The sequence below is a fragment of the Caballeronia sp. NK8 genome, assembly GCF_018408855.1.
GTDB lineage: Bacteria > Pseudomonadota > Gammaproteobacteria > Burkholderiales > Burkholderiaceae > Caballeronia.
In genome coordinates this window covers 853528-868014 of record NZ_AP024323.1, presented here as the reverse complement: position 1 = coordinate 868014, position 14487 = coordinate 853528, and the positions used below count along the sequence as shown (strand labels likewise).

The window sequence follows — 14487 nt, the reverse complement described above, 5'->3', positions numbered from 1 at the left end:
GAAACGAAGCGCGAAAGCGTGTTCGGCGCGTCACTCGGCGGCGAGCAGAACCTCTTCCGGCGCATCGAACGAATAGTGCTCCACGATGCGCTTCACCGAATCCCGGAACGCCGCGACCAGATCCGAACGGATACCGCTGCTCGGATACGACAGCACGTATTCATATTCGATGTCGGTCTCGAATGGCCGCACGACCACGCCGTGCGGGCGCCAGACCTTCGCCGCGAACGGCTCGACGATCGAGATGCCGAGCCCGCCCGCGACCATCGCGTAGCGCGTGTGGGCCGTGTCGGTGAAGACGGTGTAGCGCGGGCGGTCTTCCGTCGATGAAATCAGCGATTGCTCGGCATCGTAGGGCTGGCGCGAGTTGGGCAGCCAGCCGATGAGCTTTTCGCCGCGCAAGTCGGCCGGGCGCACGATTTTCTTTTTCGCGAGCTTGTGCGTGGCAGGCATCGCGCACGAGGCGGGCGCCTTGAGCAGCGTCTCCACCTCGATGCCCGCGACCGCCGGGAACGCGAGGCTCAACGCGACATCGGCCTTGTGGTTCTGCAGGTTCACGAGCACTTCGGGCACCTTCACCGAATCGACCTTGATCGGCACGCCGGGATGCCGCTCGGTGAAATCGGCGAGCACGGGCGGCAGGAGCGTCGTCGCGAGCACGGGCATGCATGCGACGGTGAGGCCATCGGAGGCTTCCTCGCGGATCATGTCGGCGACCTGCTTCAGACGTTCCAGCCCGAGGAAGTTTTCCTCGACGGACTTGTAGAAGCGCAGCCCGGCGGTCGTCGGATTCAGGCGGCCGCCGATGCGCGAAAACAGGCTGAAGCCGAGATCGGCTTCGAGATCGGCGATCAGACGGCTGATCGCGGGTTGGGTCACATGGAGTTTTTTTGCTGCGCCGACACTGGTGCCGGTCATGATGAGGCTGCGAAAAGCCTCGATCTGGCGAAAACGGATCATCTTGCGGACGGCTCGTGAGCGGCTGAGAAAAGTCAAAAAATGCGACGCAATCTTATAGGAAACAAGCACTTGCTGCCGCATCCCTGTGTGCGGGCCAAAAGCTTCGAAGTGCGTTTAACCAACAAATTGAACGAGTATTCGAAAAATTTAGTGTCTATAAGCACATGTGAGTGGCATCCGTCTTATTGATGCGAAATACTCGCCGCCAGCCTGAAGCGCGAATGAAAGCGTCGACGTAAGAAATCCCGCGTCCGACGCGCGTCGCCAGTGTGCGTGAGCGTAGCGCACCGACAGCAATCAGAAAGCTTTTCGTTAGCTTTGCTAAGTTCGAGCGCGGCTTGTTTATCCTGAATGCGATAAACATTCGATGCGCGAAGGCCGCGAACGTCCGCAAGGACAACGAAAAGCACAAGCGATAAACGAGACTAAGAAGGAGGATCCCCATGACGGTTTTTGCCATTTCCCAAGCATCGATCCAGCGCACGAAATTCGCCGCGGCGGCGGCGCTGCTGTCCCTGTCCGCATTGCACGCGTCGGCCGCCATCGTGCCGTCCGGCGTCACGCTCGCCGCGAAGCAGGAACTCGTGCGCAACAACGGCTCCGAGGTCGAGACGCTCGATCCTGCGCTGGTCGAAACCGTAGTGGCGGCCAACGTCGCGCGTGATCTGTTCGAGAGCCTGACCGCCACCGATTCGGACGGAAAAGTAGTGCCGGGTGTCGCGGAAAAGTGGGAACAGAAGGACTCGACGACCTGGATCTTCCACTTGCGCAAGAGCGCCCGCTGGTCCAATGGCGACGCCGTCACCGCAAACGATTTCGTCTACGGCAGCCAGCGCTTCGTCGACCCGAAAACGGCGTCGTCGTATGCGAGCGTGTTTGGTCCGTTCCTGCAAAACGGCGCGGATATCGTCGCGGGCAAAAAGCCGGCGAGCGCGCTCGGCATGCGCGCCATCGACGCGAACACGATCGAAGTCAAAACTGACGGCCTCGTGCCGTTCCTGCCCGAACTGATGTCGAATCCGAATTTCGGGCCGATTCATCGCGCGACGGTAGAAAAATTCGGCAAGGACTGGACGAAGCCGGGCAATCTCGTCAGCAACGGCGCGTTTCAACTCAAGGACTGGCAGGTCAACAGCAAGCTCGTGCTGACGAAGAACGCGAACTACTGGGACAAGACGAACGTTCAGTTGACGCAGGTCACTTATCTGCCGGTCGAGGACGAAAACACCGACGTCAAGCTGTTCCAGTCCGGCGAAAACGACATGACGTATCAGTTGCCCACAGGCACGTACGCGAAGTACAGCCAGCAATTCCCGAAGGACATCCGCAACTCGCTGATTCTCGGCACGCGCTATTACAGCTTCAACAATCGCGATCCGCTGCTGAAGGATGTGCGCGTGCGCAAGGCGCTTTCGATGGTCATCGACCGCGATCTGCTCGCGCAGCGCGTGACCGCCGACGGCCAGACGCCGCTGTACGGGCTGCTTCCGAAGGGCGTGAGCGGCGCGGACGTATCGAACTACGAATGGTCGGCCTGGCCGATGGCAAAGCGCGTCGAAGAAGCGAAGAAGCTGCTGGAACAGGCGGGCGTGAAGCCGGGCACGCAGCTGCATTTCGCGACCAACACGAGCGACTACAACAAGAAGATGGCGATTTTCGTCGCATCGGAATGGAAGACGAAGCTCGGCCTCACGATGGACATCGAGTCGATGGAATTCAAGGTGCTGCTCAAGAAGCGTCATAGCGGCGACTACCAGATCGCGCGCAACGGCTGGGTGGCCGACTACAACGACGCGACGACCTTCCTCACGCTCGTGCAATGCAAGTCGGAGCAGAACGACAACTTCAACTGCAGCCCGAAGGCCGACGCGCTCATCAAGGAAGCGGCCGGAACGGCGGATCTCGCCAAGCGCACGCAGCTGCAGACCCAGGCGGCCAAGATCGTGATGGACGACTATCCGATGCTGCCGCTGCTGCAATACGGCTTGCCGCGTCTGGTGAAGAGCTATGTCGGCGGCTATTCGCTCAAGAACCCGATGGATCACTACGGCAGCAAGGATCTCTACATCGTCAAGCACTGACATTCATCGGTTTCACTGACATTAGCGAAGGGGAACGCTCATGTGGTCCTACACGTTGCGGCGCGTGCTGCTCACGCTGCCGACACTCCTGATCGTCGTGACGATCTGCTACCTGCTGTTGCACGCGACGCCGGGCGGTCCGTTCGACGGCGAGCGCAAGGTGTCCGCGGAAGTGCTCGCGAACCTGCGGGCGAAGTATCACCTCGACGAGCCGCTGTGGAAGCAGTATCTGCTCTATCTCGACGGCCTTCTGCACGGCGACCTCGGCGCGTCGTTCCGTTATGCCGACTGGAGCGTGAACGACCTCGTGCTGCGCGCGCTGCCGGTGTCGCTCACGATCGGCGGCGTGTCGATGCTGCTCGCCATCGTGACCGGCGTCGCGCTCGGCTGCGCGGCGGCCCTGCGCCGCAACAGCATCGCGGACTACGCGCTCATGCTCGTCAGCAACGCGGGCAATGCGTTTCCGTCGTTCGTGCTCGGGCCGGTGCTGATCCTCGTCTTCGCGATCCTGCTGAAGTGGCTGCCGGCGGGCGGCTGGAACGACTTCCAGTTGCGCTACATGGCGCTGCCCATCGCGCTGCTCGCGATGATCAACGTCGCGACCGTGGGACGCGTGACGCGCGCGAGCCTGATCGAGGTGCTGAACACGAACTACATCCGCACCGCGCGGGCAAAGGGCTTGCCGATGCACACCATCGTGCTGCGCCACGCGCTCAAGCCGACGCTGATTCCGGTCGTCTCGGTGATCGGGCCGCTCGCGATCTCGTCGATCACGGCGGCGGTCGTCACGGAATCGGTGTTCTCGCTGCCGGGCATCGGCAAGCTGATCGTGAACGGCGCGGCCAATCGCGATTACACGCTCGTGCTCGGCCTCGTCGTGCTGGTGACGGTGGTCGCCGTGCTGCTCAATCTGCTGGTCGACCTTGCTTACGCATGGCTCGATCCGAAAATCCGCTACTGAGAGGGTGCGCGATGAAATCTGCTTCTCTTGCACCCATGCTCGAAAAGGCGGTCGCGGGCCGCAGTCCGTGGCAGGACGCGCGCGCGCGTTTCCTGCGCAACAAGGCCGCGGTCGTGAGCCTCGCCTTGCTCGTGCTGATCACGCTCGCGTGCATCATCGGGCCGTGGCTCCTGCCGAACGCGTTCGATTCCACCGACTGGAACGCGACCGGCACGCCGCCCACGCTCGCGAACTGGCATCTGTTCGGCACCGACGACACCGGCCGCGATCTGCTCGTGCGCTGCCTCGTCGGCGGACGCGTGTCGCTGATGATCGGCGCGCTCGCCACGCTCACGTCGGTCACGCTCGGCATCGTGTGGGGCGCGATCGCGGGCTTCGTCGGCGGGCGCGTCGATAACGCGATGATGCGCGTCGTCGACATGATGTACGCCATTCCGTATCTGCTCATCGCGATCCTGATGGTGACGCTGCTCGGCCGCGAGTTCTATCTCGTCGTGATCACCATCACGATCTTCTCGTGGATGGACATGGCGCGCGTCGTGCGCGGCCAGACGCTCTCGATCCGCTCGAAGGAGTACGTCGAGGCGGCGCGCGCGATCGGCGTGCCGACGCGGCGCATCATCGCGCGGCACGTGGTGCCGAATCTGCTCGGCATCGTCGCGATCTACACGACCGTGACCGTGCCCGGCGTCATTCTCACGGAATCGGTGCTGTCGTTTCTCGGTCTCGGCGTGCAGGAACCGATGACGAGCTGGGGCGTGCTGATCCAGGACGGCGTCGGCGTGATGGAATCCGCGCCGTGGATTCTGCTGTTCCCGGCGGCGTTGTTGTCCATCACGCTTTACTGCATCAACTTTGTCGGCGACGGGCTGCGCGACGCGCTCGATCCGAAGGACAGGTGAGCCATGCCGCTACTCGAAGTCAATGACCTGCAGGTCGAATTCAGAACGCACGACGCCGCCGTGCGCGCGGTGAACGGCGTCAACTTCACGCTGGAAGAGGGCGAAACGCTCGGCATCGTCGGCGAATCGGGCTCGGGCAAGAGCCAGAGCGTGCTCGCGATGCTGGGGCTGCTCGCATCGAACGGGCGCGCGCGCGGCCGTGCGATGTATCGCGGCGAGAATCTCATCGGCTTGTCGGATCGCGCGATGAACCGCATCCGCGGCAATCGTCTCTCGATGATCTTCCAGGATCCGATGAGCTCGCTCAATCCGTATCTGACGATCGAGCGGCAGATGACCGAAGTGCTGGAACTGCACAAGAACGTCACGCGCCGCGAAGCGAAGAAGCGCGCGATTTCGATGCTCGAAGCCGTGCGGATTCCGGAGGCGGCGCATCGCATCGGGCAGTATCCGCACGAGCTGTCGGGCGGCATGCGCCAGCGCGTGATGATCGCGATGGCCTTGCTGTGCGAGCCCGAAGTGCTCTTCGCCGACGAGCCGACCACCGCGCTCGACGTCACCGTGCAGGCGCAGATCCTGCAATTGCTGCGCAATCTGCAGCATGACTTCGGCACGTCGATCGTGCTGATCACGCACGATCTCGGCGTGGTCGCCGGACTGTGCGAAAAGGTGATGGTGATGTACGGCGGCCGCGTGATGGAGCAGTGCGACGCGGCCACGCTGTTCGCGAAGCCTTCGCATCCGTACACCATCGGTCTTTTGCGCGCGGTGCCGCGACTCGACCACGACGGCGGCGAGCTGACCGGCATTCCCGGCAATCCGCCGAACATGGCGCAGCCGCCGGCGGGCTGTCCGTTTCACGAACGCTGCGCGGATGCCAGCGACGAATGCGCCGTCGATGCGCCTGCGCTGAAGGCCGTCGGACCGGGCTGGCTGCGGGCTTGTCATCGTCCGGTTCATCAGATCACGAAGGAAACGAGCCATGCCTGACGCGACGATTCTTTCCGTGCGCGACATGCGCGTGCATTTTCAGGTGAAGCCGAAGAACCGCCTGCCGTGGGCGCCGCGCCGCACGCTGAAGGCGGTCGACGGCGTGAGCTTCGATCTCAAGGCGGGCGAGACGCTCGGCGTCGTCGGCGAATCGGGTTGCGGCAAGTCCACCTTGTCGCGCGCGATCCTGAACCTCATTCCCGCGACCGCCGGCGATATCGTATGGATGGGCGCGAAGCTGTCGGGCGCATCGACGCGCGAATGGCATCGCGTGCGCGGCGACGTGCAGATGATCTTTCAGGACCCGCTCGCGTCGCTCGATCCGCGCATGACGATCGGGCAGATCATCGCGGAGCCGCTCGTCGAGCATCGGCCCGGCATGAACAAGCTCGAGGTCGACGTACGCGTGCGCGCGATGATGGCCAAGGTGGGCCTGCGCGAGCAGATGATCAACCGCTATCCGCACGAGTTCTCGGGCGGGCAGTGCCAGCGCATCGGCATTGCGCGCGCGCTGATCGTCGAGCCGAAGCTCGTCATCTGCGACGAACCCGTGTCCGCGCTCGATGTGTCGATCCAGGCGCAGATCGTCAATCTGCTCAAGTCGCTGCAGAAGGAGATGAGGCTCGCGCTCATCTTCATCGCGCACGATCTGGCCGTGGTGCGCCACATCTCCGATCGCGTGATGGTGATGTACCTCGGCCGCGTAATGGAGCTCGCGGACAAGCACGCGCTCTACGACACGCCGCGCCATCCGTACACGCGCGCGCTGCTGTCGGCGGTGCCGGTGCCCGATCCGGCGGTCGAGCGCGCCAAGACCGTGCAGATCCTGTCGGGCGATATTCCGAGCCCGATCGATCCGCCTTCGGGCTGCGTGTTCCATACGCGCTGTCCGATGGCGCAGGCGCGCTGCTCGCAAGAAGTGCCCGCGCTGCGCACGCTCGGAACCGATTCGTCCGCGGCGTGCCTGTTTGCGTAAAACGCACGCCGCACTGATAGACAACCCACGACAACAGAGGACACGATTCCCCCGCAATAAATCACACTGACCCATGAGGCGGCCGCGCCGCCTCTGTTGCCCCGTTTGCCAAATCCGCCTGTACACCTCGACGCTTTATCCACGTCGCCGGGTGAGGCTTTTCGCAATCCTTAGTTTCGATCAAGCCGTTAGAAGTTGAATTAAAAAGTGGAGATTTTTTTCGTGAAAAAACAAAAACGTTCACTCGCGCTATCGATTTTGCTGTTCAGTGGTGTCATGGCTGCCGCAGTCGCCGCGCACGCCGATGAAACCGATGCCCAGCCGCCTTCGCGCCACACCGAGGCGCCGCCGGATTCGCCGCCCAATACCGAAGCGGACGCGCCGGTGAGCAGCCAGGCGAAATCGAAGGGTTTCATCGAGGACTCGCATCTGAATATCCTCGCGCGTTCCTTCACCGAACATGACGAGTTCAAGGGCGCGGGCAAGAAGGACGCCTGGGTGCTTGGCGCGCAGGCGGTATTCGAATCGGGCTATACGAAGGGGCTGATCGGGCTGGGCGGCGATGTGTCGCTGTTCGGCGCGTTCAAGTTGAACGGCGGCAACGGCGCGGGCAATCGCGTGCACGTCGGCACGGACGGCGGCGGATCGAATCAGCTCGCGTGGGCGTATCCGGGCGTGTGGGACGTAAAGGCGCGCGTGTCGAACACGGTGCTCAAATACGGTCAGCAACTCTTCGACAACCCGTTCCTCGTGCCGCACGACAACCGCGCGCTGCCGCCGACCTATCGCGGCTTCTCGCTCGCGAGCGACGAGATCAAGAACCTGACGGTGAAGGCCGGCACGGTGGACGGCGTCATCGCGCGCGGCATGACGACTGTTACCGGTCTCACGACTGAATACGGCGGCACGCACGTCTCGCAGTTCACGTACTTCGGCGGCGACTGGACGCGCGGCGACGATACCGCGGTTTCGCTGTACGGCAGCGTCGCGAACAACGTGTGGCAGCAGTACTATCTGACGGCGACGCAGAGCATCGGCGACCCGAAGAGCATCCGCTGGACCGGCTCGCTGAACTACTACTACACGGGCGCGATCGGCGACAAGCGGCAGGGTTCGATCAACAACAACGCGTACTCGCTGGCGCTCGCCGGCACGCACGGCGCGCACACGCTGCAGTTCGCGTTCCAGCAGATCGTGAGCGATCAGACCTTCGACTACATGGGCCAGTCGGCGGGCGATTACCTCTCGAATTCGCTCGATGTCGACTACAACCAGCCGCACGAAAAATCCGTGAGCCTGTCTTACACGCTGAACATGAAGGAGTACGGCATGCCGGGCTTCAAGTTCACGCTGTGGAGTGCGTATGGATGGGGCGCGGATGGCAGTTCGATGGCCAACAGCGGCACCGCGCAGGCCGCCAACTACGTGATCAACGGCGAACCGCTGCATGGTACGCACTACGAAATCGGCGTGATCCCGAGTTACACGATCCCCGACGGCAAGTTCAAGAACACGTCTATCAAGTTCTACTACATGCATCACCACAGCAACAGCGCGTACTATCCGGACGGCACCAGCGACGTGTACCGCCTGATGGTCAACGTTCCCGTGAACGTCTTCTGAGAACGGTCAGATACAGCACAGCGTAAACCCTACAAAAATACCAGTTTACATTACGTTTGTCTTTCAATTATAAATAGAGGTGCGTGCTGCGGATTGCCATGTCTCGCCACGCTCATCGCCCGGCAGGCCTGTCTCTGCCGGGCTTTTTTTTGTCTGTGCAAAGGCGCGCACTGCAGCTTTCATGCGCTTACGCTGAAAGCTTTCATAAGTGAAAACCCCGTCATTTCTTTCGCTTGACTTACTTGATATATCACATACTGTGTATATGCGACGCGGCATGAAAAAGCGTCGTGGGAGGCGCCGTTCGGCGTCCGAATACACAAGGCAAGCTTGCCAAGGAGACAGGCATGGGAATGAACCAGATGGGCCGCGAAGACAAGGTGTCGCGCCTGGCGTCGCCGTGGGTGCAGTTGGTTTTCGGCGTGATTTGCATGGCGATGATCGCCAACATGCAGTATGGCTGGACACTCTTCGTCAATCCGATCGACGAGAAGTATCACTGGGGTCGCGCGGCCATCCAGGTTGCGTTCACGATCTTCGTCGTGACGGAAACCTGGCTCGTGCCGGTGGAAGGCTATCTCGTCGACAAGTACGGGCCCAGGCCCGTCGTGGTCGGCGGCGGCCTGCTATGCGCGATTGCGTGGGCGCTCAACTCGGTGGCGTCGTCGCTGCCGCTGCTGTACTTCGCGGCGGCGGTCGGCGGTGTCGGCGCGGGCGCGGTGTACGGCACGTGCGTCGGCAATGCGCTGAAGTGGTTCCCGGAGCGGCGCGGGCTGGCTGCGGGCATCACGGCGGCGGGCTTCGGGATGGGCTCGGCTGCGACCGTCGTGCCGATCGCGCACATGATCAAGTCGAGCGGCTATGAAGCGACGTTCCTGTGGTTCGGTCTCGGCCAGGGGCTCGTCGTGTTCCTGCTCGGCATGGCGCTGTTTGCGCCGCCCGAGAAGATGATCGCGTCGGTGAAAAGCGCCGTCAAAACGGCGGTCTACAACGCGAGCCCGAAGCAGGTGCTGGCGTCGCCGATCTTCTGGGTCATGTACCTGATGTTCGTGATGATGGCCGCCGGCGGCCTGATGGCGACGGCGCAGCTCGGGCCGATCGCGAAGGACTTCGGCCTGCATGATTCGCCCGTGTCGCTGCTCGGTCTGACGCTTCCCGCGCTGACCTTCGCGCTGACCATCGATCGCGTGCTCAACGGGCTGACGCGGCCGTTCTTCGGCTGGGTATCGGACCGGATCGGGCGGGAGAACACGATGTTCATCGCGTTCGCGATCGAGGCGGTCGGCATCGTGATGCTGTCGAAGTATGGGCACAATCCGGTGGCGTTCGTGGTGCTGACCGGCATCGTGTTCTTCGCGTGGGGCGAGATCTACAGCCTCTTCCCGGCGACGTGCGGCGACACCTTCGGACCGAAGTTCGCGGCGACCAACGCGGGTCTGCTCTACACGGCGAAAGGCACGGCAGCGCTGCTGGTGCCGTTCTCGAGCGTCATCACGTCGATGACGGGGAGCTGGCACGCGGTGTTCATGCTGGCCGCTGGCATGGCGGCGATATCGGCGCTGCTCGCGCTCTTCGTGCTGAAGCCGATGCGCAACGCACATTCGCAGAAGCATGCGCGCGCTACATCGCTGGACATGCCGTATTCGCCCGTGAAGGATTGATGCTCGGGGCGTAATGTCAGCAGGGCGGGCGACCCGGCGTGTCGCCCGTTTCTAGTTATCGAGCTCGCGCTTTCCGCGGCTGCGACTTCTTCATGCGGCGCGCGGGCCGCATGGCGGATGCGCGTTTTGTCGTGCCGCCGGCAGGTGGTCTCCTCGCTCCCTTATCCCCGTGATTCGAGCGATCCCGCGGCAGCAGGATGGGCGTTCAGCGCCGTCGCGCACTACGGCGACGCACGGAACGAGAGCAGATGCCGCCTTGGATTGGACGCGCCGCGATGCACGGCGCAAAAGGCGAGGCGCGGCACGCACGCGTCGATGCTGGCGACCCACACCCGCACGGCCAGCGCGCAGGCCGGTGCAACGAGAGCGAGAAGTAGCAGACTTACGTGAGCGTTCATGCCTGTCTCCAGTCGATGTCGGTTTTGACTGCCGCCGACGGTTGCCCAATGAACGTAGTGTCCTCGCGAACGGTGCGCGGGCAAACCCGGCACGCGCGGGGGCGGCGCGATTATTCGGGAGATAGACGAAGCGAGCCCTGCATGCGCAGGGACCGCGCGGTCAGAACCGCGTTCCGACGCTGCAGCCGCCGAAGCCGCCGCCGTTGGACGCGAAACCGCTGCAGCCGAACAGGCCGCAGCCGGAGAGCGTGAGGGAAGCGCCGACGAGCAGGGCTGCGGCGCAAAGAATACGAAGGTGTTTCATGGTGACATCGGAATCGGGAAGGGCGGACGCGATTGTCGCGGAAGCCGCCCATTCGGATGTCAAAAAGCGTTGCCGTCTCAACCCGGCTTGCCGTCTTCGCGCGGCCGGGCGAGCGGCGCCGCGTAACTCGCAACGTACAGCGTGAACGCGGCCACCCAGCAGATGCCGGCGGCGAAGATCCATGCCGAATGCCACGACGGCGCGACGAGCGGACCGAACACGCGCAGCGCGCCCGCCGCCATCACGAGCGCGTAACACGTAACGTCGCGCCTGTCCGCGACGAGCGGGCGGCCCGTATGTCCGCGCGCGGTGCGCGTGATCATCGCGATGATCGCGCCGCCGATCGCGCCGGCCGCGAACGCGTGCATCGCGAGGCTGTGCGGCACGCGCGCCCATCCGAGGGCGGAGAGCGCGAGCATCGCAAACCCGAGCGGCAGCCATGCATACGCGAGATGCAGGATCGCGAGAATAGGGCGTCCGCGTACTGCATAGGAGCGCCAGCCGGTCATCCGCGCGAGATGCACGCCGCACGCCAGCAAGGCGAGCGGCGCGACGATCGCGCCATCGAGCGCGAAGGCGTCGGCGAAGAACGCCGCGAGCGTGAGCGGCGCGACCGTCAGTTCGACGAAGCGCCAGCGTCGCGCGACGAAGCCGGGGATCGCGTTGGCGGTGAACATCGGGATAACGCGTCCGCCGATCACGCCGACCAGCAACACGACGATGCCCGCCGATGCGTACACGGTGCGCATCGCGAGATCGGGGCGCGCGTCGATCGAGAAGGCATGGAAGGCGGCGTTCAGCGCGCCGAACGCCAGCAACACGGCAGCGATGAAATAGTTGCGCCGGTTGCCCGCCTTCACGAGCACGCGCAGCAGCAAGAGCGCCGCGACGGGCAGGAACACGCTGTCGACGACCGCAGCCGGCAGCGCCGGTCCGCTCCACACGAGCACGCGGCCCGCGAGCCAGAGCAGTGCGAGCGAGGCGAGCGCCGCGCCTTTCGCGGTATCGCGCCCGGTCCACGCGCGCACCGCCGTCAGCAGAAAGCCGACGACGATCGCCGCCGCGAAACCGAACACCATTTCATGCGCGTGCCAACCGATCGGGTCCGCGCGCAACAGATAGCCGCCAAAGAGCGGCACGCCCGCGAGCACGAGCAGCCAGATCGTCAGGGCGAGCGCGCCGAACGCCGCGCCGCACAGATAAAACGGCCGAAAGCCGAGATCGAACAGCGCGAGGCGCCGCCGATGTTCAGGCTTTCGCCCTTCCGGCGCTGCGATGAAAACGGCGTTCGGTTCTGCGATCTTCATGACATCCTCACGTTGAAAACATCGCTCCGATCAATGCGGAATCGGCTGCTTGACCGGATCGTTCTCGCCGACGACCGCGAACACGAGCAGCTTCGCCGGTTTCGTCGCGCTCGCATTCTTCGAGACGATGTGATGCGCCCCCGGCGGCTCGTACCACGATTCGCCCGGACCATACGTCTTCGCCGCCGATCCTTCGAGCTGCGAAGTCACATGGCCTTCCAGCACGTACGCGAAAATCGACCCCGGATGCATATGCGCTTCGGACGCCTGTCCTGGTTTGTACGAGACCGTCGCCATCAGCACGTTCTTGCTGGCGGCTTCCGGAATCGCCTGCTTCATCACCGGCGTGACGATCTCCGCGCCGGTCGTGTCGTGCGCGCCGGCGTTGGCCGCGCCGAGCATCAGCGCGGCCGCGACGACGAGAATCTTGCGCATTCTCATGTCGATACCCTCACGCCGGCGTCTTGCGGAACGCGATCGCAAAGCGGTTCCAGCTATTGATCGCGGAGACGAGCAGCGTCAGGTCAACGATTTCCTCGTCGCTGAAATGCGGCTTCACGGCTTCCCAGACGGCGTCGGGCACGTGATCGTGCGACACGAGCGTCAGCGCTTCGGTCCACTCCAGCGCGGCGCGCTCGCGATCGGTGAAGAACGGCGTTTCGCGCCACACGACCACCGTCGCCAGACGGCGGTCCGTTTCGCCGCCCTTGCGCGCATCGGTCGTGTGCATGTCGACGCAGAACGCGCAGCCGTTGATCTGCGATGCACGCAGGCGCACCAGTTCGGTCAGCGATTTTTCGAGCGCCGACTTCGCGATGCGCTCTTCGACACCGACGAGCGCCTTGATTGCGGCGGGGCTGGCTTTGTAGAAGTCGAGACGGGGTTGCATTGAAGTATCCTCTTTGCTTGGGTTCGGAGAGTGCGCCAGATCGGCGCGGCAAGAGAAGATTAGGCGTTCAGGCGGCTATTTGAAATGACCGGTTTTTGGAAATTTCAGGTGACCAGCAAGACGGCATTTTCGATGCTGCGCGGGCACGCAAAAAACCCGCGGCTGAATGCACCGCGGGTCGGAAAGCGCCGCGCTACCCGCGCGATCAGTCGAGCGCCGCAGCCGGGCCGAAGAACTCGAAGCGGCTTTGCGCCTCGGGCACGCCGAGCGTCTTCAGATGCTTCTTCACGGCCTTCATGAACGCCTTCGGTCCGAGGAAATACGCGTCGACATCGCGGTTCTTCGGCAGCCACGTGTCGAGCAGCTTTTCATCGACGAAGCCGATGCCGTGCGCTTCGTGATCGCCGTCGCGCTTGTGCTCGTAGCAGTAGAAGCGCTTGAGCTGCGGATGGCGCGCCGCCAGATCCTCGATGACCGCGCGGAACGCATGCACGCCGCCGTGCCGGGCCGAGTGGATGAAGTGGACCGGACGCTTCGTTTCGAGCGCGGCCTGCAGCATCGCGAGCGTCGGCGTGATGCCGACGCCGCCGCTGATCAGCACGAGCGGCTTCTCGCTTTGCTCGAGTTTGAAATCGCCGGCGGGCGGGTAGAGCTCCAGCACGTCGCGTTCGCGCACGTTCTCATGCAGAAAGTTCGACACCTTGCCATTTGCTTCGCGCTTCACGCTGATGCGATATTCGTGGCCGTTGGGCGCGGCGGACAGCGAGTAATTGCGGCGCAGTTCCTCACCGTCGATGAGCACGCGCAGACCGATGTACTGACCCGGATGAAAGTCGAGCAGCGCGCCGCCGTCTTCGGGCACGAGATAGAACGAGGTGATTTCGTCGCTCTCCTTTTCCTTGCGCGCGACGACGAAACGCCGCGTGCCGCGCCATCCGCCCGGCGCCTGTTCGCGCTCGCTGTAGATGCCTTCCTCCAGCCCGATCAGCAGATCGGCGAGTTGCCCATAGGCGGCGGCCCACGCGTCGATGACGGCGTCGGTCGCGATCTCCTCGCCGAGCACTTCGCGGATCGACGCGAGCAGGCAGCTTCCGACGATCGGATAATGCTCCGGCTGGATATTCAGCGCGACGTGCTTGTTGATGATCTGGCCGACGAGCCCGCCGAGCTTCTCCAGTTGATCGATATGCCGCGCGTACATCAGCACGCCGTTGGCGAGCGCGCGCTGCTGCGCGCCGCTGGCCTGATGCGCCTGATTGAACATCGGGCGCACTTCGGGGTACTCGGTGAGCATCTTGTTGTAGAAGTGCCGGGTGAGCGCTTCACCGCCGCTTTCCAGGAGGGGGACGGTTGCCTTGACGATGGCGCGATGTTCTGCTGACAGCATGCTTCGGTTCCTCGTGTGATGGGCGGAAGCGGGGCGCTTCCGCATCGA

Annotated in this window: 14 protein-coding genes; 7 read left to right on the top strand and 7 right to left on the bottom strand. The window is 63.6% G+C overall.

Going from position 1 to position 14487, the window contains the following annotated elements; genetic code table 11:
• Positions 1-30: 30 nt before the first annotated feature.
• Positions 31-960: a LysR substrate-binding domain-containing protein gene (locus NK8_RS18690; RefSeq protein ID WP_162067568.1), complete on the bottom strand. Its 930-nt coding sequence runs from the start codon at positions 958-960 to the stop codon at positions 31-33.
• A gap of 443 nt (positions 961-1403) precedes the next feature.
• Between NK8_RS18690 and NK8_RS18685 the strand changes: the two genes are divergently transcribed.
• The 7 genes from NK8_RS18685 to oxlT all read left to right on the top strand — a co-directional run bounded on the left by NK8_RS18685 (position 1404) and on the right by oxlT (position 10154).
• The gene (locus NK8_RS18685; RefSeq protein WP_213228856.1) at positions 1404-3041 is read left to right on the top strand and encodes a peptide ABC transporter substrate-binding protein; all 1638 of its coding nucleotides are present in this window, start codon (positions 1404-1406) and stop codon (positions 3039-3041) included.
• Between the two features lie 40 nt (positions 3042-3081).
• The gene (gene oppB, locus NK8_RS18680; protein ID WP_213228854.1) at positions 3082-4002 is read left to right on the top strand and encodes an oligopeptide ABC transporter permease OppB; all 921 of its coding nucleotides are present in this window, start codon (positions 3082-3084) and stop codon (positions 4000-4002) included.
• Positions 4003-4037: 35 nt separating this feature from the next.
• Positions 4038-4904: an ABC transporter permease gene (locus NK8_RS18675; protein WP_213230418.1), complete on the top strand. Its 867-nt coding sequence runs from the start codon at positions 4038-4040 to the stop codon at positions 4902-4904.
• A gap of 3 nt (positions 4905-4907) precedes the next feature.
• Entirely contained in the window at positions 4908-5894 is a 987-nt protein-coding gene (locus tag NK8_RS18670; protein WP_213228852.1) for an ABC transporter ATP-binding protein, read from the top strand.
• Positions 5887-6870 (top strand): murein tripeptide/oligopeptide ABC transporter ATP binding protein OppF, encoded by a 984-nt coding sequence (oppF, locus tag NK8_RS18665; protein ID WP_213228850.1) that lies wholly within the window; start codon positions 5887-5889, stop codon positions 6868-6870. Before NK8_RS18670 ends, oppF begins: the two co-directional genes overlap by 8 nt.
• A 222-nt stretch (positions 6871-7092) precedes the next feature.
• On the top strand, positions 7093-8493 hold the full coding sequence (locus tag NK8_RS18660) for an OprD family outer membrane porin (RefSeq protein WP_213228848.1): 1401 nt from the start codon (positions 7093-7095) through the stop codon (positions 8491-8493).
• 347 nt (positions 8494-8840) lie between these two features.
• Positions 8841-10154, top strand: coding sequence for an oxalate/formate MFS antiporter (gene oxlT / locus NK8_RS18655; protein ID WP_174258065.1), 1314 nt, complete (start codon positions 8841-8843; stop codon positions 10152-10154).
• 221 nt (positions 10155-10375) lie between these two features.
• On the opposite strand, the gene NK8_RS18650 is transcribed toward oxlT, so the two are convergent.
• The 6 genes from NK8_RS18650 to hmpA all read right to left on the bottom strand — a co-directional run bounded on the left by NK8_RS18650 (position 10376) and on the right by hmpA (position 14439).
• A complete protein-coding gene (locus NK8_RS18650) occupies positions 10376-10552 on the bottom strand; it encodes a hypothetical protein (protein ID WP_213228846.1) in 177 nt (58 codons plus the stop codon).
• Positions 10553-10712: 160 nt separating this feature from the next.
• On the bottom strand, positions 10713-10856 hold the full coding sequence (locus tag NK8_RS18645; RefSeq protein ID WP_213228844.1) for a hypothetical protein: 144 nt from the start codon (positions 10854-10856) through the stop codon (positions 10713-10715).
• A gap of 77 nt (positions 10857-10933) precedes the next feature.
• The gene (locus NK8_RS18640) at positions 10934-12163 is read right to left on the bottom strand and encodes an NnrS family protein (RefSeq protein ID WP_213228842.1); all 1230 of its coding nucleotides are present in this window, start codon (positions 12161-12163) and stop codon (positions 10934-10936) included.
• 30 nt (positions 12164-12193) lie between these two features.
• The gene (locus tag NK8_RS18635) at positions 12194-12604 is read right to left on the bottom strand and encodes a cupin domain-containing protein (RefSeq protein WP_213228840.1); all 411 of its coding nucleotides are present in this window, start codon (positions 12602-12604) and stop codon (positions 12194-12196) included.
• Positions 12605-12614: 10 nt separating this feature from the next.
• Positions 12615-13052 (bottom strand): carboxymuconolactone decarboxylase family protein, encoded by a 438-nt coding sequence (locus NK8_RS18630; protein ID WP_061174883.1) that lies wholly within the window; start codon positions 13050-13052, stop codon positions 12615-12617.
• A 205-nt stretch (positions 13053-13257) separates the two neighbouring features.
• Positions 13258-14439 (bottom strand): NO-inducible flavohemoprotein, encoded by a 1182-nt coding sequence (gene hmpA, locus NK8_RS18625; protein WP_213228838.1) that lies wholly within the window; start codon positions 14437-14439, stop codon positions 13258-13260.
• Between the last annotated feature and the right edge of the window lie 48 nt (positions 14440-14487).

Bases quoted from the DNA above. Each gene is read 5' to 3' on its own strand.
- NK8_RS18635 (WP_213228840.1), bottom strand. From the start codon at position 12,604: ATGAGAATGCGCAAGATTCTCGTCGTCGCGGCCGCGCTGATGCTCGGC.
- oppB (WP_213228854.1), top strand. From the start codon at position 3,082: ATGTGGTCCTACACGTTGCGGCGCGTGCTGCTCACGCTGCCGACACTC.
- NK8_RS18630 (WP_061174883.1), bottom strand. From the start codon at position 13,052: ATGCAACCCCGTCTCGACTTCTACAAAGCCAGCCCCGCCGCAATCAAG.
- oppF (WP_213228850.1), top strand. From the start codon at position 5,887: ATGCCTGACGCGACGATTCTTTCCGTGCGCGACATGCGCGTGCATTTT.
- NK8_RS18690 (WP_162067568.1), bottom strand. From the start codon at position 960: ATGATCCGTTTTCGCCAGATCGAGGCTTTTCGCAGCCTCATCATGACC.
- NK8_RS18650 (WP_213228846.1), bottom strand. From the start codon at position 10,552: ATGAACGCTCACGTAAGTCTGCTACTTCTCGCTCTCGTTGCACCGGCC.
- NK8_RS18670 (WP_213228852.1), top strand. From the start codon at position 4,908: ATGCCGCTACTCGAAGTCAATGACCTGCAGGTCGAATTCAGAACGCAC.
- NK8_RS18675 (WP_213230418.1), top strand. From the start codon at position 4,038: ATGCTCGAAAAGGCGGTCGCGGGCCGCAGTCCGTGGCAGGACGCGCGC.
- NK8_RS18640 (WP_213228842.1), bottom strand. From the start codon at position 12,163: ATGAAGATCGCAGAACCGAACGCCGTTTTCATCGCAGCGCCGGAAGGG.
- NK8_RS18645 (WP_213228844.1), bottom strand. From the start codon at position 10,856: ATGAAACACCTTCGTATTCTTTGCGCCGCAGCCCTGCTCGTCGGCGCT.
- NK8_RS18685 (WP_213228856.1), top strand. From the start codon at position 1,404: ATGACGGTTTTTGCCATTTCCCAAGCATCGATCCAGCGCACGAAATTC.
- hmpA (WP_213228838.1), bottom strand. From the start codon at position 14,439: ATGCTGTCAGCAGAACATCGCGCCATCGTCAAGGCAACCGTCCCCCTC.
- oxlT (WP_174258065.1), top strand. From the start codon at position 8,841: ATGGGAATGAACCAGATGGGCCGCGAAGACAAGGTGTCGCGCCTGGCG.